The following is a 22,853-nucleotide window of genomic DNA, read 5'->3' on the forward strand; positions in this document are numbered from 1 at the left end:
CCGGTTCATGCTGCGCGCCTCATCCGACAGGGGCGCAGCATGAACGAGGCGGTGATCGAGGGCGTGAAGGCCTGGCAGGCGGAACTCGCCGCCATCCGGCAGGACATCCACGCCCACCCCGAGCTGGGGATGGAGGAGGTGCGCACCTCCGCCCTGGTGGCGAAGCAGCTGCGCGACTACGGCGTGGAGGTGGAGGAGGGCATCGGCCGCTTTGGCGTGGTCGGCACCATCCGCGGCACACGGCCGGGCCAGCGGGTGATCGGCCTGCGCGCCGATATGGATGCGCTGCAGATCCCGGAGGCGACGGGCAAGCCCTATGCCTCCACCAATCCGGACGTCATGCATGCCTGCGGCCATGACGGGCACACCACCATGCTGCTCGGCGCGGCGCGCTGGCTTTCGGAAAACCGGGATTTCGCCGGCACGGTGCATCTGATCTTCCAGCCTGCCGAAGAAGGCCGCGGTGGCGCCAAGGCGATGCTGTCGGATGGGCTGTTCGATCGCTTCCCCTGCGACACAATCTATGGCCTGCACAACAAGCCGACCCTGCCGGCCGGGCAGTTCGCGACGCGCAAGGGGCCGGCGCTCGCCGCCGCCGACCGTTTCGCCGTGGTGTTCCGTGGCACGGGCGGCCATGGCGGATCGACGCCGCATCTCGCCACCGACATCACCATCGTGCAGGCGCATTTCGTGCTGGCCTTGCAGACCATCGTCGGGCGCAACGTGGCGGCGGTGGATGCCGCCGTGCTCAGCGTTGGTTCGATCCAGGGCGGCTCGCCGGTCTCCTCCAACGTCATGCCGGCGGAGCTGACCGTCACCGGAACCTCCCGCAGCTACACCCCGGCGGTGCGCGACCTGTTGGAACGCCGGATCGGGGAGCTGGCGCAGGGCCTGGCGGCGATGCATGGCTGCACGGCGGAGGTCACCTATCAGCGCGGCGTGCCGGCGCTGGTGAACCATGCCGAGCAGACCGAGCTGGCGATCAGCGCGGCCGCCGCGCTGGTCGGCGACAAGGCGGTGGATGCGAACTTCCCGCCGGTGACAGGTGGCGAGGATTTCGCGCTGATGCTGGAAGCGCGGCCGGGCGCCTTCATGTTCCTGGGCGGTGGTTCGGGGCCGGACGGCACCTCGCCCAATCTGCACACGCCGCATTTCGACTTCAACGACGCGATCATCCCGATGGGCGTCGCCTATTGGGTCAGTGTCGTGGACCAGGAGCTCGGCCAGCAGCGGCGCTGAGGATGGGCTGCGAAAAAAGGGGTTAGACAGCTCGGCTTCATGCTGTAGCGTTCCCGCCACAGGGGTTTCCCGAAGGCAGCCGGGCGGTCGAACAGACCTGGCGCCAGCGGGCACAATTGAGGCTTGGGAGAGTTGGGCATGAACGAGGACGATCTGCGCCAGATGATCGGGCGCGTCCAGCGCGGCGCGCTGTCGCGCCGCGGCTTCGTGAAGCGGATGGCGGCGGTGGGGCTGACGGCGCCGATGGCGACGCAGCTTCTGGCGCTGCACGGCATCTCGCCGGCCTCCGCGCAATCCGTGCCGAGCTATGCGCCGTCGCGTCGCGGCGGCGGCGGGGCGCTGAAGATCCTGTACTGGCAGGCGGCGACGCTGCTGAACCCGCATTTCGGGTCCGGCACCACCAATTCGGACGCCAGCCGCGTCTTCTATGAACCGCTGGCCGGCTGGGCCGCCGATGGCACGCTGCACCCGATCCTCGCTGCGGAGATTCCCTCCACTGATAATGGCGGGCTGTCGGCCGATGGCCGCTCCGTCACCTGGAAGCTGAAGCGCGGCGTGAAGTGGCATGACGGCCAGGACTTCTCGGCCGACGATGTCATCTTCAACTGGGAATATGCGAAGAGCCCGGCTGTCGCCGCGGTCTCCTCCGGCTCCTATCGCGACGTCAATGTCGTGAAGGTGGATGACCACACGGTGCGGGTCGAATTCGCCCAGCCCTCACCCTTCTGGGCGGACGCTTTCGTCGCCTCCATCGGGCAGTTGATCCCGAAGCATCTGTTCAAGGATTACGCCGGGTCCAATGCGCGGGATGCGCCGACGAACCTGCGGCCGGTGGGCACCAGCGCCTATAAATTCGTCTCCTTCGCGCCCGGCGACAATCTGCGGGCGGAGCTGAACCCGAACTATCACCAGAACAATCGCCCCTATTTCGACACGCTGGAAATCAAGGGCGGCGGCGATGCGGTCTCCGCCGCGCGGGCGGTGATGCAGACGGCGGATTTCGACTATGCCTGGAACCTTCAGGTGGAAGACGAGATCCTGAAGCGTCTGGAAGCCGCGGGCCGCGGCAAGGTGAACATTGTCGAAGGCGCCAATATCGAGTTCGTGCAGCTCAACACCACCGATCCGCACCGGGAAGTTGATGGCGAGCGCGCCTCGGTCAAGTCCGAACACCCGGCCTTCCGCGACCCCAAGGTGCGCGAGGCGATGGCGCTGCTGATCGACCGCAACGCGCTGGAGCAGTTCATCTACGGCCGTGGTGGCCCGGCGACGGCGAACTTCCTGAATGCGCCGCCGCGCTTCACCTCCCCCAACATGCGCTGGGAATTCAGCATCGCCAAGGCGAACGAAATCCTGGACGCCGCCGGCTGGGTGCGCGGGCGGGACGGCATCCGCGCCAAGGACGGCGTGCGGCTGCGCTTCATCTACCAGAGCTCGGTCAATGCGCCGCGTCAGCGCACCCAGGCGGTCTACAAGCAGGCGGCCCAGCGCGCCGGCATCGACCTGGAGCTGAAGTCCGTGACCGCCTCGGTGTTCTTCTCCTCCGACGTCGCGAACCCGGACACCTACGTCAAGTTCTTCGCTGACATGCAGATGTACACGACGACGATGCCGCAGGCGGATCCCGAGCGCTTCATGAACCAGTACGTGTCCTGGGAGGCGTCGTCCAAGGCCAATAACTGGCAGGGCCGCAACATCCTTCGCTTCCGGTCGGAGGAGTATGACCGCATCTTCCGCGAATCGCAGGGCGAGCTGGACCCCGTGAAGCGCGCCGCGCTGTTCATCCGCATGAACGACATCGTTGTCTCCAGCAACCACGTTATCCCGCTGGTGAAGCGGCCCCTCGTCAGCGCCAGCCTGAACAACCTGCGGCATGTGCTGAGCGGCTGGGACGGCACCACATGGCTGCTCAGCGATTGGTGGCGCGAGACCTGATCTTCCTCGCGTGGGCAACTACCTCACCCGTCGCCTTCTGATCGCGATCCCGAGCCTGCTCGGGATCAGCGTGATCCTTTTTACCATCCTGGCGCTCGCGCCGGGCGATCCCTTCGAGGAGCTGGCATCCAACCCCGCCATCCCGCCAGATGTGCGCGCGCATCTGCGCGCCAGCCTCGGGCTGGATGACCCGATCCATGAACGCTACCTGTCCTGGCTGACGGCGATGCTGCGCGGCGAATGGGGCTATTCCTTCGTCAGCCGCATCCCGGTGGACCAGCTGATTCTGCAACGCCTGCCGACCACCATCGCGGTGATCGGCCTGGCGCAGATCGTGGCGCTGTGCATCGCGCTGCCGGTCGGCGTCTATGCGGCGACGCGGCCCTATTCGATCTTCGACCAGGTGGCCAATACACTGGCCTTCATCGGCTTCTCGCTGCCCACTTTCTTCACCGGGCTGCTGATGATCCTGCTGTTCTCCATCCATCTGGACTGGCTGCCCTTCGTCTTCCGCACGGATATCGAGGCGACGGGCCTGAACTGGTGGTGGCAGATGCTGCGCCAGACCATCATGCCGATCATGGTGCTGGGCCTGTTCCAGGGCGCGGCCTGGACGCGCTATGTGCGCTCCGCGGTGCTGGATGTGATCCGTCTGGACCATGTGACCACGGCGCGCGCCAAGGGCCTGCCGGAATCGCGCGTCACCATCCTGCATGTCGTGCGCAACGCCATGATCCCGGTGGTCACGCTGGTGGCTTTGCAGATGCCTGCGGTCTTTGGCGGCGCCATCGTGACGGAACAGATCTTCCGCATCCCCGGCATCGGCTCGCTGCTCGTCACCTCGATCCTGTCGAACGACACGCCGGTGATCATGGCCGTCACCTTCGTCTTCGCGATCCTGGTCATCTTCTTCAACCTGGTGGCGGATATTCTGTATGGCTGGCTCGATCCCCGTATCAGCTACCGCTAGCCCCGCCCGGAAGCCCCATATCGGTCCATGGGGCGAGGCGTGGCGCCGCTTCCGCAAGCACAGGCTTGCGGTGGTCAGCGCGGTGGTGCTGTTCATCCTGGTCTTCGCCGTGCTGTTCGGCCCGCTGATCTGGACGCTGCCGATCGACGAGATCGACTTCACGGCCCGTCTCGAAAGCCCCTCCTGGGCGCATCCGCTGGGCACGGATGATCTCGGCCAGGACCTGCTGGCGCGCATCCTTTATGGCGGGCGCATCTCGCTGGCGGTGGGCTTCACCGCCATGCTGGTCGCGGTCGGACTTGGCGTGCTGGTCGGCAGCGTCGCCGGCATGGCGGGGGGCAAGCTGGATGCGGCGCTGATGTGGCTGACCGACCTGTTCCTGTCCCTGCCGCAACTGCCGCTGCTGCTGCTGATCATCTACCTGTTCCGCGAATCCCTCACCAGCATCGTCGGGCTGGAGATGGGGGTCTTCATCCTGGTCGTCGCGGTGATCGGCATCTTCAACTGGATGCCTGTCGCCCGGCTTGTGCGCGCGCAGTTCTTCTCCCTGCGGGAGAAGGAGTTCGTGGAGGCCGCGCGTGCCTTGGGGGCCAGCCGGCTGCGGCTGGTGCTGCGCCATATCCTGCCCAATGCGCTGGGGCCGGTGATTGTCGCCGCCACCATCGATGTCGCCGGCGCGATCATCGCCGAAAGCACGCTGTCCTTCCTCGGCCTGGGCTTTCCGCCGGATGTACCGACCTGGGGGCGGCTATTGTTCGACGCCAAGGACAATCTGGATTTCGCACCGCATTGGGCGCTGTTCCCAGGGCTCGCCATCTTTCTTGCCGTGGTCAGCATCAACTTCGTCGGCGACGGGCTGCGCGACGCGCTCGACCCGAGGCGCGTCCAGTGACCGGTCAGCGCCTTCTCGAAATCCAGGGCCTGAAGGTGCATTTTCGCACCGATGATGGCTGGGTGCGCGCAGTGGACGGCATCGATATCGGCGTCGATCGCGGGGAGACGGTCTGCATCGTCGGCGAATCCGGCTGCGGCAAGACCGTTACCGCCAAGACCGTGCTGAAGCTGATCGACATGCCGCCGGGGAAGATCGCCGCCGGCCAGGTGATGTTCGAGGGGCGGGACCTGGTGCCGCTGCCCTCGGAGGCGATGCAGAAGATCCGTTCCAAGGAAATCGGCTTCGTCTTCCAGGAACCGATGACCAGCCTGAACCCCGTCTACACGGTGGGCCATCAGATCGCGGAGGCGGTGCGCCAGCACGAAGGCCTGTCCCGCCGCGCCGCCATGGACCGGGCGGCGGAGATGCTGCGGCTGGTCAATATCCCGAACCCGCAGCGCCGAGTGCATGACTATCCGCACCAGTTCTCGGGCGGCATGCGTCAGCGCGTGATGATCGGCATGGCGCTGTCCTGCGGCCCGAAACTGCTGATCGCGGATGAGCCGACCACGGCGCTGGATGTGACGATCCAGGCGCAGATCCTGGAACTGCTGGCGGAGATGAAGCAGCGTCTGGGCATGGCGGTGCTGCTGATCACGCACGCCATGGGCGTGGTCGCCGAAGTCGCGCAGCGCGTGGTGGTGATGTATGCGGGCAAGGTGGTGGAGGAAGCGCCGGTCGGCGCGTTGTTCGCCACGCCGATGCATCCCTATACCCAGGGGTTGATCCGCTCCATCCCCCGCATCGACCGCGCCGCCATCAGCCATGCGCGGCTGGAGGCGATTCCGGGCACTGTGCCCTCCCTGCTCAACCCGCCCACCGGCTGCCGCTTCGCCGCGCGCTGCCGCCACGCGATGCCCGAATGCACCGCGGCGGAACCGCCATTGCGGGAGGTGGCACCCGGCCACAAGGTGGCCTGCATCCTGTATCCGGAAGTCCGCTCATGACCGAGCCGCTGCTGCGCGTGCAGGATCTGGAGAAGCGTTTTTCCGTGCGCGGAGGATTGTTTGGCAGGAAGGTCGAGGAGGTGCACGCCGTCTCCGGCGTCAGCTTCGACATCGCGCCGGGCGAAACGCTTGGCCTGGTCGGCGAATCCGGCTGCGGCAAATCCACCACGGGGCGGCTGATCCTGCGGCTGATGGAACCCAGCGCGGGCTCCGTGTGGTTCGAAGGCCAGGAAGTGACGGCGATGGATCGCCAGCAGCTCGGGCGGCTGCGGCGCGATATGCAGATCATCTTCCAGGACCCTTTTGCCAGCCTCAATCCGCGCATGACGGTGGGGGCGATCATTGGCGAGGCGCTGATCATCCACAATCTCGGCCGCACGCGGCAGGAACGGGAAGACCGGGTGGTGGAGCTGCTGGAGACGGTGGGGCTGAACGCCGACCAGATGCGCCGCTTCCCGCATGAATTCTCGGGCGGCCAGCGGCAGCGCATCGGCATCGCCCGCGCGCTCGCCGTCTCGCCGAAGCTGGTGGTCTGCGACGAGCCCGTCTCGGCCCTGGATGTCTCGATCCAGGCGCAGGTGGTGAACCTGCTGGAGGATCTCCAGGCGAAATTCGGCCTGACCTATCTGTTCATCGCGCATGACCTGTCGGTGGTGGAACACACCAGCGACCGGGTGGCGGTGATGTATCTCGGCCGGATCGTGGAGATCGCCTCGGCGCGGGACCTCTACACCAACCCGCTGCATCCCTATACCGAAGCGCTGCTCAGCGCCGTGCCGATTCCGGACCCGACGGTGAAGCGCCAGCGCATCATGCTGAAGGGCGATGTGCCGAGCCCGCTGAACCCACCAAGCGGCTGCCATTTTCACACACGCTGCCCGATCGCGAAGGCGGAGCCCTGCCAGACGCAGGTGCCGGAATTGCGGGAGGTCGCGCCGGGCCATCGCGTCGCCTGCCATCTGCGAGGCTGAGGGATAGCGCCTCTCAGCCATTGCCGCGGATGATCATCTGGGCGAGGTCCGCCGCCTCTAGCCGGCCGCCGCCATCCGCCACCGGCCGGTCGGCGACCTTACGCCCGCCCTTCAGAACCACCACCCGCTGCGCCACGGCCACCACATCGCCCATGGCGTGGCTGACCAGGATGACGGTGCGGCCTTCCGCATGCAGGCGGCAGATCAGGTCCAGCACCTGCGCCGTCTCCTTCACGCCGAGCGCGGCGGTGGGCTCGTCCATGATGATGATGCGCGCGTCCCAGCGCAGCGCCCGGCAGATCGCCACCGCCTGCCGCTGCCCGCCTGAGAGGCGTTCCACCGGCGTGTCCATATCGGCGATCGTCACCGCCAGCCGCGCCAGATAGCCCCGGCTCGCTTCCGCCATGCGCCGCTTGTCGAGCAGGCCGAAGGGGGGCCGCGTCAGTTCGGATCCCAGAAAGACGTTCTGCCAGATCGACAGGCGCGGCGCGACGGCCAGGTCCTGGTAGATGGTGGCGACGCCGCGCCGCAGGGCGTCCTGCGGCCCGCGGAAGCGCGTGGCGTCGCCATCCAGCACCATGCTCCCCTCGCTTGGCGCCTGCGCGCCCGAGAGGATCTTCACCAGGCTGGACTTGCCGGCGCCATTGTCGCCGCACAGCGCCAGCACCTCGCCCTCCGTCACATCCAGGTCGATGCCGGTCAGCGCCTGCACGGCGCCGTAGCGCATGCCGATGCCGCGGAGGGACAGCAGCGCCATGTCAGAGGAAGCGCTGCACGTTGTTGCCGTCCACCAGCACGGAATCGAGGAACAGGTAGGGGCCGGAGGCCATCACCCCCTTCGGTTCGTTTTTCAGGACAATCCGGTCCACCGCCTCCACCGCCTTGTTGCCCATCTCCTCGAAGGGGATGGTGACGGTGGCCATCAGCGTGCTCTCGGGATCGGCGATGCGGCGATAGGTCTCGGCGCCGCCGTCGATCGAGACGAACTTCACCTGCCCCTTCTTCACGCCTCGCGCCTGCAGCAGGTCGTCGATGACGAAGGCCTGGCCGTCGAAGCTCGCCCAGATGCCCTGGGTATTCGCCGCATGGCGCAGCAGCAGGCCCGAAAAACCCTGGCGGACATCGTCGCGCCAGGATGCGGTGCGCGCCATGGTGTGGGTGGCCAGAACGCGCACGCCGGTATTCTCCGACAACACGGCATCCAGCACCTTGCCGCGGATGCGGGTGCCGACATTGCCCTCGAAGCGCTGGGTCAGGATATTGCCCTGATAGCCCAACTCCCCCAGCAGCCAGAGCGCCGCATCGGCGCCGACCTTGTACTCGTTCACCTGAATATCGAAGACGGTGTGCGGGGAGGCACCTGCCATGATGGTGATGACCGGGATGCCGGCGGCCTTGGCGCGCTGGAACTGCGCTTCCGCCTCCACCGGCTTGCCCATGGCGACGATGATCGCCTTCGGGCGACGCTGGATCAGCGTGTCGAGCTGTTCGGCATGGCGGGGCAGGGCGCCCTCGCTGTTCAGCACCGTGGCGGTCCAGCCCTTGGCGCGGGCGGCGGTGGCGGCGGCATTGGCGGCGCGGGCATGGGTCTCGCTGCTCATCTGGAAGCCGACGATGGCGATATCCGTGCTGGCCTGGGCCAAGGCGGGCGCGGCGAGCAGGCTGGCGCCGGCCAGCAGGACGCCGCGGCGTGTTGTCTCGGTCATGGTCATTTCCCCGTCCGGAAATTCAGCTTCTTCACGAAGGGCGCGCGGCCCATGCCGGCGGCCGAGAGGGCCACGGAAGCGAGGATGATCGCGCCCAGCACGATGTCCTGCCAGTAGTATTCGGCGCCCAGCAGCACCAGCCCATTGCCCAGCACCTTCAGCGTCAGCGCCGCGAAGATCGTGCCCGGGATGTTCGGCCGCCCTGGCTCGAACATGCACATGCCCAGCAGCACCGCGGCGATGGCATAGAGGAAATGGTCGTTGGCCATGCCCGGCGCGGCGGAGGACAGAGATGAGGCCAGCAGCACGGCCGTCAGCCCGGCACAGGCGCCGGCCAGCGTCAGCGCCAGGCGCTTCATCGACAGGGTCCGGATGCCGGCCAGCCGCGCGGCCTCATCAGCCTCCCCGGTCGCGACCAGATGCGCGCCGAGGCGGGTCCATTTCACCAGCACCCAGGCCGCCAGTCCGACGCCGCCCAGCCACCAGATCAGGTTCGGCAGGCCCATCATGCTGCCCCGCGCCAGGCCGGTGAAGCTGGTGGGCCAGCGACCGACGAAGGCGACGCCCTGGGTCAGCATGAAGCCGAACCCCTTGGCGATGGCCGCCGTGCCCAGCGTCGCGATCAGGGACGGCACCCGCAGCACCGTCACGGCGATGCCATTGGCCGCGCCACAGGCCGTGCCCACCGCCAGCCCGGCGCCCATCGCGACCCAGGGTGCGTGACCGCCATGCACCAGCGCCCCGGTCACCACGGCGGCCAGCGAGGCGACCTCGGCCACCGACAGGTCGATCTCGGCCGTGGTCAGCGCCAGGGTGAAGCCAATCGCTAGAATGCCGAGAAAGGCCGTCTCCTTGAACACCACGGCCATGTTGCCGGGGGTGAGGAAGACCGGGGAGGCGAGGGCGAAGCCGGCGAAGACAAGAAGCCCCGCGATCGCCGCGCCATAGCGTGTGAGAAACCCTGACATCCCGCCCTCGTGAATCGGCGCCATCCTCAGCGGTGGGGCGGCCGCGTCAAGCCAGCAGGCGCGAGATGGGCGCGACGGCCGCCTCCGCCGCCTGGAAGATGGCATGCAGGCGCGTGGCCGTGGCGTGCCGCGCCGGGTCCGGCCGGAAGCGCGCGGCGGGCTGGGCGAGCTGGTCCTGCATCGCCGTCAGGCCGGTGCCTTCCAGCGCGGCGAAGGCGACGATGGCGGCGCCGAGCAGGCCGGGCTCGGCGGTGGCGGGCAGCAGCACGTCCCGCCCCAGCACATCGGCGCGGATCTGCGCCCAGCCCGGCGTGGCGCCGCCTCCGCCGAGCCGCAGTGCACGCGCCTGGCGGCCGGCCGCCGCCTCCGCCCGCAACAGCACCGTGCGGTTGTTGAAGGCGATGCCCTGCATCACGGCGCGGGCCATGTCAGGGGCTGAGTGGTCACGGCGCAGCCCCAGAAAGGCACCGCGCAGATCGGGGTCCCAATGCGGCACGCGTTCCCCGGCCAGCGTCGGCAGGAACAGCAGAGGAATGGGGTCGCCCGGCGGCGGGTCGCCGCGCCCGACCTCCACACCCAGCCCGGCCAGCCAGGCCAGCGCATCGGCTCCGTGTTGGCTGGGGCCGCCGATCTGGAACAGTCCGTCCCAATCCACCGTCAGCAGGCCCGGGGCCGTGGCCGGTGCCTGATGCAGCAGGCCCAGCACCTCCGTGGTGCCGGAGATGCAATAGGCCTCCCCATCCCGCAGGGCGCCGAGGCCCGCGACGGCGGCCCAGCTGTCATTGCCCATGGCCAGCACCGGGACCGGCCCGAGACCGGGAAGCGCGCCGGGCAGCAGCGGGCCGAGGATGGCGCTGGGCGCCAGCAGCGGCGGCAGCAGGGTTTCGGGCAGGCCCAGCCGCGGCAGCAGCGCGGCGGCGGCGGCGGCGAGCCTGGCGGAGGACACGCGGTCTGAGGCGACGCGCCCGGTCAGGCGCAGGTTGAGGAAATCCTTGGGCTCGAGAATCGCCACGCTGCGCGCCAGTGCCTCCGGCGCCGTCTGGCGCAGCCAGGCCAGGCGGGCAAGCGGGTGGAAGGCGTTGATATGCGGCCGCTCCGGATGGTCGGCCGGCAGCTGGGCCAGCAGCGCGGGCAGGGTTTCGGCCGCGCGGGTATCGCCGAACAGCAGCGCCCTGTGCGTGGGGCGGCCCGCCGCATCCACCGGCACCAGGCTGCGGGTGATGGCGCTGATGGCGATGGCGGCGATCCGGGCGAAGGCCGCAGCATCCTGCACACGTAGCGCCGCGGTGGCCTGCTGCACGTCGTGCCACCAGGCCTCGGCATCGGCCTCCACCCCCAGGCGCTGCTTCTGGTCGTGTCGCGCCAGCAGGGCGCCGTCGCGCCCGACCAGCGCGGCGCGCAGCGAGGAACCGCCGAGGTCGAAGGCGAGGATGCAGGAATCTGGCATGGCGGCGCGACCATCGACCGGCGGTGGCGGGCGCACAAGCCGTGGCAGCGCGTGTCGCGCAGCCCCACGGTCGGGGATGTATTGGCCTATAGATCGGGCAGATCGTGGCATTAAATGCCACTTACATCGCCATATGAGGATGTATTTTCCTTTCTTCGCGCCGGACGAAGCAGTTCCATCCGACGCAGCGCTGGCCTAAACTTTCCGCCATGACCGACGCCTCTCCCCCAGGCCTGGCGGCGCTGGAAGCGCAACTGGCCCGCGACCTTGCCCTGCTGAACCTGCCGCCGAAGGCCTGGGTGCCGGAGCCACCGCCCGGCGTGCTGGATGTGGTGGTGATCGGCGCCGGCCTGTCCGGCCTCTGCGCCGCCGCAGCCCTGCGCTTCCTCGGCGTCACGCGGCTGCTGGTGCTGGACCGCGCGCCGGCGGGGCGGGAAGGGCCCTGGGTGACCACCGCGCGCATGCGCACCCTGCGCACGGCGAAGGAGGTGGCGGGACCCGCGCTGGGCGTTCCGTCGCTCACCTTCCGTGCCTGGTATGAGGCGCAGTTCGGCGCCGAGGCCTGGAACGCCATGGTCCGCATCCCGCGCGGCCAGTGGATGGACTACATGGTCTGGTACCGTCGCGTGCTGGACCTGCCGGTGCGCAATGGTGTGGCGGTGACCGACATCATCCCCGATGGCACGGCGCCTGTGCGGATCGAGTTGGCAGAGGGCGCGCCGATCCTGGCGCGGCGCGTGGTGCTGGCCACCGGCATCGATGGCATGGGCGGGCCAGGCGTGCCCGCCGTGCTGCGCGACCTGCCGCGCCATCTCTGGTCACATTCCTCCGACGAGATCGACATGGCGGCGCTGGCCGGCAAGCGCGTTGGCGTGGTCGGCGCCGGTGCCTCGGCCATGGACAATGCGGCGAGCGCGCTAGAGGCGGGGGCGGCGAGCGTCGATCTGCTGATCCGCCGGGCGGAAATGCCGCGCGTGGACAAGTTCACCGGCATCGGCAGCAAGGGCATGGCGCATGGCTTTCTCGGCCTGCCGATGGACGACAAGTGGCGCTTCTTCCGGCTGGCCAATGCCGCGCAACTGCCGGCGCCGCGCCCGAGCGTGCAGCGCGTGTCGCGGCATGCGAATGCACGGTTTCACTTCGCCAGCCCAATCCTGTCCGCGCGCGCGGACGACGACGCGCTGCGCGTGGTGACGCCCCGCTTCGAGCTCACCCTGGATTTTCTCATCCTGGCCACGGGCTTTGACATCGACCCGGCGCGCCGGCCGGAGCTGCGCCGTATCGCGCCGCACATCCGCCGCTGGTCGGACAGCTACACGCCACCGGCGGCGGAGGCCGATGCGATGCTCGGCACTTCCCCCGATCTCGCCCCGGGTTTCGAATTCCAGCAACGCGCGCCCGGCGCCTGCCCGGGGCTGGAGCGCATCGTCTGCTTCGCCTTCCCGGCGGTGCTGACCCACGGCAAGCTGACAAGCGGTATCCCCTCCGTCAGCGATGGCGCGCGCAGGCTCGCGGAGGCGATGGTGCGCAGCCTGTTCGTCGAAGACCGCGCGCGCATCTATGCGACGTTCGAAGCCTATGACACGCCGGAATTGCTCGGCGATGAGTGGACGCCCTTTGCGGGAAAGATCGAAGATGCAGCCGCCTGAAATCCTCGCCTTCTTCGGCATTTCCTCCCCTTGGGCCTATCTCGGCGCGCCGCAGCTGTATCAGATCGCCCAGAAGCATGGCGCGAAGCTGGTGCTGCGGCCAATCAAGGTGATCGAGGCCAATGGCGGCATCCCGCTGCGCACACGGGCGCAGGCGCGGCAGGACTATCACGCGCTGGAGCTGGATCGCTGGCGCAAGTTTTTGGGGATGCCCTTGCAGCTCACGCCGAAATTCTACCCCTGCCGCACCATCGAGACGGCGGCACAGGCGGTGATCGCGGTGCAGGAAGCGGGGCTGGATGCGCAAGGATTCTGCTTCGCCGTGCAGCGCGCGCTCTGGGCCGAGGATCGCGACATCGCCGATCTGGACACGCTGCGCGCCATCGCGCGCGCGACGGTGGGCGAGGCCGGTGTGCCCCTGATGCGTGAGCCCGCTTTGCCGCAACACGTCGCCGCCTGGAACGCGAACCTGGCCGAGGCGGAGTCGCGAAAGATCTTCGGCACGCCGACCTATGTGTTCCGCGACGAGCTGTTCTGGGGCCAGGACCGGCTGGACTTCCTCGACCGGGCGCTGTCCGCATGACTGGCCTCGCGCATGAAGACCCCGAGATCATGGCGCGCGCGAAGGCGCTGCATGCGCGCGCCGTCGTCTTCGACGGGCTGTCCACCTGCAACTGGTCGCGCACCATCTTCTCCGAGATGGCGGCGGGCGGTGTCACTGCGGTGAATGCGGCCTCCGTGCTTTGGGAGGATCTTCGCGGCGGCCTCGACAACATCCTCGCCTGGCGGCGGATGCTGGAGGAGAATGCAGATCTGTTGCGGCCGGTGAAGACGGTGGCGGATATCCACGCCGCGAAGGCGGAAGGCCGCACCGGCATCAGCATCGGCTGGCAGAACACCTCCCCCATCGAGGACCGGTTGCAGGATATCGGGATCTTTCGGGATCTCGGCGTCGGCATCATGCAGCTGACCTACAACACCCAGAACTACTCCGGGGCCGGCTATCTCGAACTGCAGGATAGCGGGCTGACGGGATTCGGGCGCGAGGTGGTGCATGAGATGAACCGCGCCGGGGTGCTGTGTGACCTGTCCCATGTCGGGGAGAAGACGGCCTTCGACACCATCGCTCATTCGCATGCGCCCGTCTGCATCAGCCATGTGCTGCCGCGCGCGCTGCATGATGTGGCGCGCAACAAGACCGATGCGCTGCTGGAGGCCTGCGCCGCGCGCGGTGGGCTTATCGGCATCAGCCTGTTCTCGCCAGGCCTGGCGCGCGGCAATGACTCCACCGTCGAGGACTATATCGACGCGATGGCGCATGTGATCGCCTTGGTGGGAGAAGATCATGTGGGCCTCGGCTGCGACTTCAGCCTGGACCACCCGCGCCCGGGCCCCTACCAGATCTATGCCAGCCGCGACAAAGGCCATGCGCGGGAGCTGACCGAATACGCCAATGCCAAGATCAGCAAGCCGCTCGGCATCCGCCGCATTCACGAGATGCCGCACATCACCGCGGCGATGGTCCGGCGCGGATGGTCGGAGGAGACCATCCTGAAGCTGCTGGGCGGCAACTGGCTGCGGCTGCTGGAGCGCGTCTGGGGCGGCTAGCGCCCCGCGTCGAAACAGTCTTCCACCCCGGTCGGCAGCGCGAATTTCTGGATGCGCTGGCTCGGCGTGCGCGGGAAGCTTTGGACCACGGCCAGGTAGCGTGGCCGCTGGTGGCGGGCGAGGCGCGGCGCCAGCCAGGCACAGACTTCGGCCAGGTCCATAGCGGCGCCCTCCCGCGCTTGCAGGAACAGCTTGATCTCCTGCTCGCCGATGTCGGCGGCGACGCCGATCATGGCGCAGTCCGCGACATCGGGATGCTGCGCGGCCACCGCCTCCACCTCCCAGGCCGAGACATTCTCGCCGCGCACCCGCACGCTGTCGGTCATGCGCCCGTGGAAGAACAGATTTTTGTTGGTGTCGAGGCTGCCGGAATCGCCCGTGTACAGCGCACCCTCACGCAACGCCTTTGCGGTCGCCGCGGGGTTGTCGAGATAGCCCTGCGTCAGCGCCAAGGATTCCTTCGCGCGCACCACGATCTCGCCGCGCACACCGGGCGGCAGCGCCTTCCCTGCCGCGTCACAGATGGAGACGTCGAACCAGGGCATGGCGCGGCCGACCGATCCTGGCACGCCATCCGCGTTGAAGGTGGAGAAGGAAGAAGCCTCCGTCATGCCATAGCATTCGCGCAAGCTCACACCGAAGCGTGCCTGCACCTGCGGCCAGAGCTCCGCCGGGCAGCCGCCGCCCCAGGCGATGCGGACCCCATGCATACGCTCCTTCGGCGAAGGGTCCTGCTTCAGCAGGATCTGCAGAATGCCACCGAGATAATGGATATGCGTCGCGCCGGCCGCCGTCACCTCGTCCCAGAAGCGGCTGGCGCTGAAGCGCGGCACCAGATGCAGCGACACGCGGCGCAGCAGCGGCGCCACCAGCATCTGCGCGCCGCCGATATGGTGCAGCGGCTCCCACATGAAGAACACGTCGCCATCCCGCGCATCCGCCACCAGCATCACGCCTTCGCCGGCCAGACGCAGCATGCGGTGCGACACGCGCACACCCTTGGGCGGGCCGGTGGTGCCGGAGGTGGTGCAGATGGCAAAATCCTCCGCCGGCTCCGGCACAGGCTCCGCAAAGTGTGCGCCCGTCGGCGCTTCCAGCGCCGCCAGCGGCAGAACCTCAGCGGTCGTGTCGAGTGGTGTGTCGGAGAGGATCATCTTCGGTCGCGTCAGCGCCAGCACATGGCGCAGCCCATTGCCGACCAATTGCGGGTTCAGCGGCACCCAGGCGATGCCCGCCTTGGCCAGTGCATAGGCGAGGGGCAGGGAGCGCAGCGCATTCGGCAGCACCGCCGCCACCCGATCGCCGCGCATCATGCCGCGTGATCGGAATGCGTGCGCCAGCGCATCGCTCCGTGCATCCAGTGCCGCCAGTGTCAGCTGCGCCGCGCCGTCGCGCGCGAAGATCCGGTCCGGCTCGGCCGCCACTTCGCGGCGCAGCACTTCCAAAAAGCCCTCGGCCACTTTGATCGCCCTTCGTTTGCGGCTATCCGATGGGGTAACGCCGCGCAGAGGCAGGAGCAACATGTCCGAGACCGTCGAAGACCATGTGCTGGCCAGCACGGAAGCGGGCATCCGCATCATCACCCTGAATCGCCCGAAGCGCCTGAATGCCTGGGACGCGCCGATGCGCGCCTGCCTGCTGGAACTTCTGGCCGATGCGGCGGCGGATGACGCGGTGCAGGCCGTGGTGCTGACCGGCGCCGGCGAACGCGCCTTCTGCGCCGGCCAGGACCTGAATGAAGGCAAGACCTTCGACGGCGACCGGGCCGAGGACTGGATCGAGGAATGGCGTGCCCTCTATGGCGCCATACGCGCCTTCCAGAAGCCGCTGGTCTGTGCGCTGAACGGGCTCGCCGCCGGCTCCGCCTTCCAGGTCGCGCTGCTATGCGACATCCGCGTCGGTCATGCGGGGTCGAAGATGGGCCAGCCGGAGATCAATTCCGGCATCGTCAGCGCCACCGGCTTCTGGATCATCCGCGAAATGCTCGGCCTGTCGCGCGCCATCGAGATGGTGCTGACCGGCCGCATGGCGGAGGCGGAGGAATGCCACCGTCTCGGCCTGCTGCACCACCTGGTGCCGGCGGATCAGGTGCGCGCCACGGCGCTGCGCATCGCGCAGGAACTCGCCGCCAAGCCGAAGCTCGCCTTCCGCCTGAACAAACAAAGGTTCCGGGAGGCGACGCAGCCCGGCTTCGACGAGACCTTCGCCGCCGCCCGCGCTTTGCATCGCCAGGCCTTCAGCGACGGCGAATCGCAGAAGGTGATGCAGCGCTTTCTGGAAAAGGACAAAGCCTGATGCGCCACGCCATCGTCACCGGCGCCAGTTCCGGTATCGGGGAAGCCATCGCCCAGCGCTTGCTGCGGGATGATTGGCAGGTGACCGGCCTCAGCCGCGGTGCACCGGATTGGCAGCATCCCCATTACACCCATCGCAGCGTGGACCTGCTGGATGCCGCCGCCCTGCCGGCGGCGCTGGAAGGCTTGCAGCCCACCGCGCTGGTGCATGCCGCCGGCATGATGCGCGCCGCCGCCTTGGGCGAATTGCAGGCGGAGATCGGCGCGCTGCTCTGGCGCCTGCATGTGGATGTCGCGGCGCAGCTGGCCGATGTGCTGGTGCCGCGCATGGCTGCCGGCGGGCGGGTGGTGCTGGTGGGCAGCCGCACCTCCGGCGGCTCCGCCGGGCGCAGCCAATATGCCGCGACCAAGGCGGCCGTGGTCGGCATGGCGCGGTCCTGGGCGGCGGAGCTGGCGCCGCGCGGAATCACGGTGAATGTGGTGGCCCCCGGCGTCACCGACACGCCGATGCTGCGCGACCCCGCCCGCGCCCATCACACACCGCGCACCCCACCGATCGGCCGTTATATCGCGCCGGCGGAGGTCGCCGCCCTGGCCGCCTTCCTGCTGGGGGAGGAGGCGGCGGCCATCACCGGGCAGCAGATCATGATCTGTGGCGGTGCCTCCTTGTAATTGCCCGCCGTGCGACGGGGCGATTGACAGCGCGGGGCGCGTGGCGGCATCCTCGCCCGGATACTCCGAACAAAAGTTCGGAATACGATAAGCGTCGGTGAGGGGGTACGGCGGCAGATGGGGCTTGCGGCAAAGTCGATCGCGGCAGCGCGGCCCAGGGCCGTCGACAATCCGAAGAACCAGGTGCAATCCGCCGCCAAGGTCTTCGCCGTGCTGCGCGCCTTCACCGCCGAGGCCACCGAGCTGACCCTGGCCGAGGTCGCCGCCCGCGGCGGGCTGGATCGCGGCACCGCCTATCGCCTGGTCCATACCCTGGTCGACCTCGGCTATCTGCGCCCCGTGCCGGACAGCCGCCGCTTTCGCCTGACCCTGAAATGTCTGGAGCTGGGCTTCGCTGCGCTCTCCGCCGACGATCTGCCCGGCCATGCCACGGCCCTGCTGCGGGAGGTGGTGCCGGGCGCCGCCGATGCGGCCTCCCTCGGCGTGCTGGAACGGGGGGAGGTGGTCTATCTGGCGCGGGTCGAGGCCGGGCTGGAACGCCAGGGCATCGTGCGCCGCCCAGGCAGCCGCATCGGCGCCTATGCCACCGCCTTGGGCCAGGCGATGCTCGCCTTCCTGCCGCCGGACGCCCAGCTCGCGCAGTTGGAGGCGGTGCCGCGCGTCATGCTCTCCGAGCGCACGCTGGTCGATCTGCCGGCGCTGCAGGACCGGCTGGCGCAGGTGCGGGCGCGGGGCATCGCGGTTTCGGATGGCGAGAATGCCTATGGGCTGCGCACCGTCGCCGCGCCGGTGCTGGATGCGCGCGGCGCGCCCATCGCCGGCATCAGCCTGACCATCGCCGCCAGCCGCCAGCCCATCGACGCCTTCGTCGCCGAAGCCGCCCCCGCCGCCCTGCGCATCGCGCGGGAACTGGCGGAGGGGGTGCGGCTGTCGCTCGGCGCCATCGCCGTGCGCGGCCGATCGTAACCACGCCGACCCGCTTCAAGCCCAAAGGGGCGAGCGGCTGACAGACCGGAGGAGGACACATCCATGCAACGCCGTTCGATGATGAAGCTCGCGGGGCTGGGCCTTCTGGCCGCCCCTGCCGTCCAGGCCCAGGGCAGTTGGCCGCATGGCCGCCCGATCCGCGTGATCTGCCCCTGGCCGCCTGGTGCGGCCAATGACGCACTGGCGCGGCTTCTCGCCCAGAAGCTCTCGGAAAAGCTGGGCGCCACAGCGGTGGCCGAAAACCGCACCGGCGGCGCCGGGCTGGTTGGCACCCAGGCCGTGCTCTCCGCCGCGCCGGATGGCTTCACCATCCTCGCCTCCGCCTTCAACACGGCGGTGATGCCGCTGGTGCTGAAGGGCGCGACCTTCGATCCGATGACGGATCTGGAGGTGATGGCCCGTACCGCCCAGGCGCCGCTGGTGATGGTGATCAGCGGCAACCGGCAGGAACGCAATGTGACGGAGGTGGTGGCGGCCGCGAAGGCCAACCCGGCCGCCTGGAACATCGCCATCTCCTCGCTCGGTTCCGCCGGGCATCTGGCGACCATCGAATTCAACCGCCGCACCGGCGCCGATCTCAACATGGTCTCCTATCGCGGCACGCAGCCGGCGCTGACGGATCTGATGAGCGGCAATGCGCAGCTGCTGATCGACCCGACCTTCGCGCTGCTGCCGGCGACCACGGATGGCCGCATCCGTGCCCTGGGCATCGCCGCGCCGCGCCGGTCCACTCTGGCGCCGGACCTGCCGACCATGGCGGAGGCCGGGCTGCCCGGCTACGAATTCCAGTCCTGGTACGGCGCCTGGGCGCCGAAGGGCACCTCGGCCGAGATCTGCGGCCGGGTGAATGCCCTGATGCAGGAAACGATGCGCGAGCCCGCCATCGTGCAGCGTCTGACCCAGCAGGTGCTGGAGCCGGTGACGGAAAGCATCGCCGACACCCGCGCCTTCATTGGGCGGGAAATCACCCGCGCCAGCGAATTGCTGCGCAGCGTCAACTACGAACCCGTCTGATCGCGCATCACGCCACGGGCAGGCTGCACAGCGGGGGTGGGGGCGGCTAGGCTCGCCGCCTGGTCACGGAGTCCACCCCCCAATGCGCCGTCTTGCCCTGCTGCTCGCCAGTGCCGCGCTGTCGTTCCCCGCCTTGGGGCAGGAGGCGCGGATTGCGATCCAGACCGAGACCTCCTCGCTCGATCCGCATTTCGCCGTGGTCGGTGCCAACCATGCCATCGCGCGGCATGTCTTCGACCCGCTGGTCGCCTCCGACCGCTTCATGCGGCCGGTGGCGGGTCTGACCGAATTCTCCAATCCGGAGCCTGATGTTTGGGAATTCCGCATCCGCCCGGATGCGCGCTTCCAGGATGGCAGCCCGGTGACGGCGGAGGATATCCGCTTCTCCCTGGAACGCATGCCGCGCGTGCCGAACAGCCCGGCGCCGCAGATTCGCCTGGCCGGCAGCCTGACGGCGATCGAGGTGGTGGATGCGCGCACCATCCGCCTGCGCTCGCGCGGGCCCGATCCCTCCGTGCCGCTGAACGGCATGACCGCCTGGATCGTCTCCGCCCGGGCCGCCGCCACGGCAACGACGCAGGATTTCAATGCGGGGCGGGTCAATACCGGCTCCGGTCCCTTCCGCTTCGTCGAATGGCAGCCCGGGTCGCAGCTCCGCCTGGAGCGCAACCCGACCTATTGGGGCGAGGCCCCGGCCTTCGAGCGTGTCAGCATCCGCCCAGTGTCCAATGACGCTGCGCGCATGGCGGCGCTGCTGGCCGGCGATGTGGATCTGATCGATGCGGTGCCACCTGGGGAGATCGCGCGGCTGCGGGCGCGGGCGGGGATCGGCGTGACCAGCGCCGCCTCCTCCCGCTTCATCTATCTGGGCCTGGACCAGGGCAATGAGGTGACGCCCTTCATCACGGCGAAGGATGGCAGCCCGCTGGCCCGCAATCCGCTGCGCGACCCGCGCGTGCGCCGTGCGCTGTCCATCGCCATCAACCGGCCGCTGATCGTGGATCGCGTGATTTCCGGCGCCGCCAGCGCCACCGGCCAGATCGCGGTGGAAGGGCAGATCGGCTACGATCCGGACCTCGCCCCACCGGCCTTCGACGCCGCCGCGGCGCGCCGGCTGCTGGCGGAGGCGGGCTATCCAGACGGCTTCCGCATCACGTTGCATTCGCCCAACAACCGCTATGTCGAGGATGACAAGACATCGCAGGCCGTGGCGCAGTTCTGGGCGCGGATCGGGCTGGATGCGCGGGTGGAGGTGATGCCCTCCAACGTCTTCTTCACCCGCGCCGGGCGGCGCGAATTTTCGGTGTTTCTGATCGGCTTCGGCCATACCACGGGCGATGCCTGGCTGGGCATGTCCCAGGTGCTGCACAGCTTCGATGCGGCGCGTGGCCTCGGCGGGCTCAATCGCGGCCGCTATGCCAGCGCGGAATTCGACGCGCTGATGAATGAGACGCGCAACGTGGTCGATGTGCCGCAGCGCGACGCGATGCTGCGCCGGGCGCAGCGGCTGGCCTTCGAGCAGGACACGGCGATCATCCCCCTGCATGTGCCCAACAATGTCTGGGCGCATCGCGCCAACTTCACCTATGAGGGCGGCGTGGAGGAGGCGGTCTACGCCCCCTTCCTGCGGCCGAGGCAGTGAACATGCGCCGCGAGGAATTCATGGTCACCTGCCGCGACGGCGTGCGGCTGGCCACGGATGTCTATCTGCCGGAGGGCGACGGCCCCTGGCCCGTGATCCTGGAACGCACGCCCTATGGCAAGCGCGAAGTGTCCCGATCGGAACGCACGGAAGCCGACCCGACGCCACAGCGGCGGGAGGTGATTGCCGCGTATTTCGTCCAGCACGGCTATGCCGTGGTCTACCAGGATTGCCGCGGCCGCTACGGCAGCGAGGGTGAATTCGTCAAATACCTGTCCGATGGCGAGGACGGCTATGACTGCTGCGCCTGGATCGTGGCGCAGCCCTTCTGCAATGGCCGTATCGGCACCATGGGCCTCAGCTATGCCGCCCATACCCAGGCCGCGCTGGGCTGCCTGGACCCGCCGGGCCTCGCCGCCCAGATCCTGGATTCCGGCGGTTTTTCGGACGCCTGGCAGGGCGGCATCCGCCGGGGTGGCGCTTTCGAGCTGAAGCAGGCGAGCTGGGCCTTCAACCAGGCGCTGCTGGCGCCGGAGACCAAGGCCGATCCCGTCCGCGCAGCCGCGCTGAAGGCGGAGGATCTGGTCACCTGGTTCCACCGCTTCCCCTGGAAGCGCGGCCATTCCCCGGTGCGCCACGCGCCGGATTATGAGGACTACCTGTTCGAGCAATGGGAACACGGCGCCCGCGACGACTACTGGCAGCGCCTTGGCATTTTCGCGATGGGTTGGCATGACCGCTACGCGGCGGTGCCGAGCGTGCATATGTCGTCCTGGTACGATCCCTATCCGCGCACCGCGACCGAGAATTTTTGCGGATTGCGGCAGCATGGCCGTGGGGCACCATCACTGATTCTCGGGCCCTGGACCCATGGCAACCGCTCGCAGACGGCCTTTGGTGAGGTGGAGTTCGGGCCGGAGGCCACCATCGATTCCTGGGCCGGCGACTGGCGCGCCTTCCGGCTGCGCTTCTTCGACCGCTGGCTGAAAGGCCAGGACAACGGCGTGCAGGACGAGCCGGCGGTGCGCGTCTTCGTCATGGGTGGCGGCAGCGGCCGGCGCAACGCGGCGGGCCTGCTGGAGCATGGCGGGCGCTGGCGCAGCGGCAGCGACTGGCCTTTTGCGGGCACCCGCATGGCGCGGTTTCACCTGCATGCAGATGGCCGGCTGGCGGAGGCGCCGCCCGCCGCCGAGGCGCCGCCGCTCGAATGGGATTCGGACCCGCGCCATCCGGTGCCGACCATCGGCGGCGCCATCACCTCCATGGAGCCCGTCATCACCGGCGGGCCGATGGATCAGCGGGAACGGGAGGGACATTTCGGCTGCCGCCCGCCCTATCTGCCGCTCGCTTCCCGCGCCGATGTGCTGGTGTTCCAAACCCCGCCGCTGGAGGCCGATGTGGAGGTGATCGGTCCGGTGACAGCGGAGCTGTGGATCGCCACCGACGCGCCGGACACCGACATCACGGCGAAGCTGGTCGATGTGCATCCGGCCAGCGCCGACTACCCCCAGGGTTTCGCCATGAACCTCTGCGAGGGCATCCTGCGCTGCCGCTACCGCGACGACCCGGCGGCGCCGCGCCCCATGGTGGCGGGGGAGCCGACGCGGATCACCGTGGAGCTGTTCCCCACCGCCAACCGCTTCCTGGCCGGCCATCGAATCCGCCTGGACATCGCCTCCAGCGAGTTCCCCCATTACGACGTGAACCCCCAGACCGGGGAGCCGGAGGGGGCGGCGCGGCGGATGCGGGTGGCGGTGAACAGCCTGTTCTGCGACGCCAGCCGCCCCTCCGCCCTGCTGCTGCCGCTGGCGCCACCCGAAGCGGGGTGATGCCCGGCCGGGGATGCCGCGATGCGCTGGACAGAATGCCA

At 68.8% G+C, this 22,853-nt stretch carries 20 protein-coding genes; 15 read left to right on the top strand and 5 right to left on the bottom strand.

Translation table 11 applies throughout. The features are described 5' to 3' along the window. Nucleotides 1-39 precede the first annotated feature (39 nt). From ACVFYP_RS01660 to ACVFYP_RS01685, 6 genes are all read left to right on the top strand, one after another. Nucleotides 40-1,239: a M20 aminoacylase family protein gene (locus tag ACVFYP_RS01660; protein WP_499198379.1), complete on the top strand. Its 1,200-nt coding sequence runs from the start codon at nucleotides 40-42 to the stop codon at nucleotides 1,237-1,239. Between the two features lie 138 nt (nucleotides 1,240-1,377). Continuing rightward, the gene (locus tag ACVFYP_RS01665; protein ID WP_499198380.1) at nucleotides 1,378-3,174 is read left to right on the top strand and encodes a peptide ABC transporter substrate-binding protein; all 1,797 of its coding nucleotides are present in this window, start codon (nucleotides 1,378-1,380) and stop codon (nucleotides 3,172-3,174) included. Nucleotides 3,175-3,184: 10 nt separating this feature from the next. Continuing rightward, entirely contained in the window at nucleotides 3,185-4,144 is a 960-nt protein-coding gene (locus tag ACVFYP_RS01670; protein WP_499198381.1) for an ABC transporter permease, read from the top strand. Next, entirely contained in the window at nucleotides 4,110-5,036 is a 927-nt protein-coding gene (locus tag ACVFYP_RS01675) for an ABC transporter permease (RefSeq protein ID WP_499198382.1), read from the top strand. Before ACVFYP_RS01670 ends, ACVFYP_RS01675 begins: the two co-directional genes overlap by 35 nt. Then, complete coding sequence (locus ACVFYP_RS01680) at nucleotides 5,033-6,025, top strand: ABC transporter ATP-binding protein (protein WP_499198383.1); 993 nt, start codon at nucleotides 5,033-5,035, stop codon at nucleotides 6,023-6,025. The genes ACVFYP_RS01675 and ACVFYP_RS01680 overlap by 4 nt, the downstream gene beginning before the upstream one ends. After that, the gene (locus ACVFYP_RS01685; protein WP_499198384.1) at nucleotides 6,022-6,996 is read left to right on the top strand and encodes an ABC transporter ATP-binding protein; all 975 of its coding nucleotides are present in this window, start codon (nucleotides 6,022-6,024) and stop codon (nucleotides 6,994-6,996) included. The genes ACVFYP_RS01680 and ACVFYP_RS01685 overlap by 4 nt, the downstream gene beginning before the upstream one ends. 13 nt (nucleotides 6,997-7,009) lie before the next feature. On the opposite strand, the gene ACVFYP_RS01690 is transcribed toward ACVFYP_RS01685, so the two are convergent. The 4 genes from ACVFYP_RS01690 to ACVFYP_RS01705 are packed head-to-tail and all read right to left on the bottom strand — an operon-like array spanning nucleotide 7,010 to nucleotide 11,117. Continuing rightward, entirely contained in the window at nucleotides 7,010-7,753 is a 744-nt protein-coding gene (locus ACVFYP_RS01690; RefSeq protein WP_499198385.1) for an ATP-binding cassette domain-containing protein, read from the bottom strand. 1 nt (nucleotide 7,754) lies between these two features. Continuing rightward, nucleotides 7,755-8,702 (bottom strand): sugar ABC transporter substrate-binding protein, encoded by a 948-nt coding sequence (locus ACVFYP_RS01695; RefSeq protein WP_499198386.1) that lies wholly within the window; start codon nucleotides 8,700-8,702, stop codon nucleotides 7,755-7,757. A 2-nt stretch (nucleotides 8,703-8,704) separates the two neighbouring features. Then, on the bottom strand, nucleotides 8,705-9,670 hold the full coding sequence (locus ACVFYP_RS01700; RefSeq protein ID WP_499198387.1) for an ABC transporter permease: 966 nt from the start codon (nucleotides 9,668-9,670) through the stop codon (nucleotides 8,705-8,707). Between the two features lie 46 nt (nucleotides 9,671-9,716). After that, a complete protein-coding gene (locus tag ACVFYP_RS01705) occupies nucleotides 9,717-11,117 on the bottom strand; it encodes a xylulokinase (RefSeq protein WP_499198388.1) in 1,401 nt (466 codons plus the stop codon). Nucleotides 11,118-11,326: 209 nt separating this feature from the next. Between ACVFYP_RS01705 and ACVFYP_RS01710 the strand changes: the two genes are divergently transcribed. From ACVFYP_RS01710 to ACVFYP_RS01720, 3 genes are read left to right on the top strand one after another with little or no spacing between them, the layout of a single operon-like run. Continuing rightward, the gene (locus tag ACVFYP_RS01710; RefSeq protein ID WP_499198389.1) at nucleotides 11,327-12,766 is read left to right on the top strand and encodes an NAD(P)-binding domain-containing protein; all 1,440 of its coding nucleotides are present in this window, start codon (nucleotides 11,327-11,329) and stop codon (nucleotides 12,764-12,766) included. After that, nucleotides 12,753-13,349, top strand: coding sequence for a 2-hydroxychromene-2-carboxylate isomerase (locus ACVFYP_RS01715; RefSeq protein WP_499198390.1), 597 nt, complete (start codon nucleotides 12,753-12,755; stop codon nucleotides 13,347-13,349). The genes ACVFYP_RS01710 and ACVFYP_RS01715 overlap by 14 nt, the downstream gene beginning before the upstream one ends. Further along, nucleotides 13,346-14,374: a membrane dipeptidase gene (locus ACVFYP_RS01720; RefSeq protein WP_499198391.1), complete on the top strand. Its 1,029-nt coding sequence runs from the start codon at nucleotides 13,346-13,348 to the stop codon at nucleotides 14,372-14,374. The genes ACVFYP_RS01715 and ACVFYP_RS01720 overlap by 4 nt, the downstream gene beginning before the upstream one ends. Here the strand turns inward: ACVFYP_RS01720 and ACVFYP_RS01725 are convergent. Then, a complete protein-coding gene (locus ACVFYP_RS01725; RefSeq protein WP_499198392.1) occupies nucleotides 14,371-15,834 on the bottom strand; it encodes a class I adenylate-forming enzyme family protein in 1,464 nt (487 codons plus the stop codon). The genes ACVFYP_RS01720 and ACVFYP_RS01725 overlap by 4 nt on opposite strands. Before the next feature lie 61 nt (nucleotides 15,835-15,895). Here ACVFYP_RS01725 and ACVFYP_RS01730 point away from each other — a divergent pair, with 61 nt between their 5' ends. The 6 genes from ACVFYP_RS01730 to ACVFYP_RS01755 all read left to right on the top strand — a co-directional run bounded on the left by ACVFYP_RS01730 (nucleotide 15,896) and on the right by ACVFYP_RS01755 (nucleotide 22,812). Then, nucleotides 15,896-16,669 carry an enoyl-CoA hydratase/isomerase family protein gene (locus tag ACVFYP_RS01730; protein WP_499198393.1) on the top strand — a complete coding sequence of 258 codons (774 nt, stop codon included), beginning with the start codon at nucleotides 15,896-15,898 and terminating at the stop codon, nucleotides 16,667-16,669. Next, nucleotides 16,669-17,340, top strand: a complete 672-nt coding sequence (locus ACVFYP_RS01735; protein ID WP_499198394.1) for an SDR family NAD(P)-dependent oxidoreductase — start codon at nucleotides 16,669-16,671, stop codon at nucleotides 17,338-17,340. Before ACVFYP_RS01730 ends, ACVFYP_RS01735 begins: the two co-directional genes overlap by 1 nt. 117 nt (nucleotides 17,341-17,457) lie before the next feature. Further along, nucleotides 17,458-18,306 (top strand): IclR family transcriptional regulator, encoded by an 849-nt coding sequence (locus ACVFYP_RS01740; RefSeq protein ID WP_499198395.1) that lies wholly within the window; start codon nucleotides 17,458-17,460, stop codon nucleotides 18,304-18,306. A gap of 63 nt (nucleotides 18,307-18,369) precedes the next feature. Beyond that, on the top strand, nucleotides 18,370-19,341 hold the full coding sequence (locus tag ACVFYP_RS01745) for a Bug family tripartite tricarboxylate transporter substrate binding protein (protein ID WP_499198396.1): 972 nt from the start codon (nucleotides 18,370-18,372) through the stop codon (nucleotides 19,339-19,341). Between the two features lie 82 nt (nucleotides 19,342-19,423). Next, nucleotides 19,424-20,983 carry an ABC transporter substrate-binding protein gene (locus ACVFYP_RS01750; RefSeq protein WP_499198397.1) on the top strand — a complete coding sequence of 520 codons (1,560 nt, stop codon included), beginning with the start codon at nucleotides 19,424-19,426 and terminating at the stop codon, nucleotides 20,981-20,983. A gap of 2 nt (nucleotides 20,984-20,985) precedes the next feature. Further along, nucleotides 20,986-22,812, top strand: coding sequence for a CocE/NonD family hydrolase (locus tag ACVFYP_RS01755; protein ID WP_499198398.1), 1,827 nt, complete (start codon nucleotides 20,986-20,988; stop codon nucleotides 22,810-22,812). Nucleotides 22,813-22,853 lie beyond the last annotated feature (41 nt).

The sequence above is a fragment of the Roseomonas sp. F4 genome, assembly GCF_053891155.1.

What these genes read in the sequence shown, in the direction of transcription:
- ACVFYP_RS01660 (WP_499198379.1), top strand. Translation starts at nt 40, where the DNA reads ATGAACGAGGCGGTGATCGAGGGCGTGAAGGCCTGGCAGGCGGAACTC.
- ACVFYP_RS01665 (WP_499198380.1), top strand. Translation starts at nt 1,378, where the DNA reads ATGAACGAGGACGATCTGCGCCAGATGATCGGGCGCGTCCAGCGCGGC.
- ACVFYP_RS01675 (WP_499198382.1), top strand. Translation starts at nt 4,110, where the DNA reads ATGGCTGGCTCGATCCCCGTATCAGCTACCGCTAGCCCCGCCCGGAAG.
- ACVFYP_RS01685 (WP_499198384.1), top strand. Translation starts at nt 6,022, where the DNA reads ATGACCGAGCCGCTGCTGCGCGTGCAGGATCTGGAGAAGCGTTTTTCC.
- ACVFYP_RS01690 (WP_499198385.1), bottom strand. Translation starts at nt 7,753, where the DNA reads ATGGCGCTGCTGTCCCTCCGCGGCATCGGCATGCGCTACGGCGCCGTG.
- ACVFYP_RS01695 (WP_499198386.1), bottom strand. Translation starts at nt 8,702, where the DNA reads ATGACCGAGACAACACGCCGCGGCGTCCTGCTGGCCGGCGCCAGCCTG.
- ACVFYP_RS01700 (WP_499198387.1), bottom strand. Translation starts at nt 9,670, where the DNA reads ATGTCAGGGTTTCTCACACGCTATGGCGCGGCGATCGCGGGGCTTCTT.
- ACVFYP_RS01705 (WP_499198388.1), bottom strand. Translation starts at nt 11,117, where the DNA reads ATGCCAGATTCCTGCATCCTCGCCTTCGACCTCGGCGGTTCCTCGCTG.
- ACVFYP_RS01710 (WP_499198389.1), top strand. Translation starts at nt 11,327, where the DNA reads ATGACCGACGCCTCTCCCCCAGGCCTGGCGGCGCTGGAAGCGCAACTG.
- ACVFYP_RS01715 (WP_499198390.1), top strand. Translation starts at nt 12,753, where the DNA reads ATGCAGCCGCCTGAAATCCTCGCCTTCTTCGGCATTTCCTCCCCTTGG.
- ACVFYP_RS01720 (WP_499198391.1), top strand. Translation starts at nt 13,346, where the DNA reads ATGACTGGCCTCGCGCATGAAGACCCCGAGATCATGGCGCGCGCGAAG.
- ACVFYP_RS01730 (WP_499198393.1), top strand. Translation starts at nt 15,896, where the DNA reads ATGTCCGAGACCGTCGAAGACCATGTGCTGGCCAGCACGGAAGCGGGC.
- ACVFYP_RS01735 (WP_499198394.1), top strand. Translation starts at nt 16,669, where the DNA reads ATGCGCCACGCCATCGTCACCGGCGCCAGTTCCGGTATCGGGGAAGCC.
- ACVFYP_RS01740 (WP_499198395.1), top strand. Translation starts at nt 17,458, where the DNA reads ATGGGGCTTGCGGCAAAGTCGATCGCGGCAGCGCGGCCCAGGGCCGTC.
- ACVFYP_RS01745 (WP_499198396.1), top strand. Translation starts at nt 18,370, where the DNA reads ATGCAACGCCGTTCGATGATGAAGCTCGCGGGGCTGGGCCTTCTGGCC.
- ACVFYP_RS01750 (WP_499198397.1), top strand. Translation starts at nt 19,424, where the DNA reads ATGCGCCGTCTTGCCCTGCTGCTCGCCAGTGCCGCGCTGTCGTTCCCC.
- ACVFYP_RS01755 (WP_499198398.1), top strand. Translation starts at nt 20,986, where the DNA reads ATGCGCCGCGAGGAATTCATGGTCACCTGCCGCGACGGCGTGCGGCTG.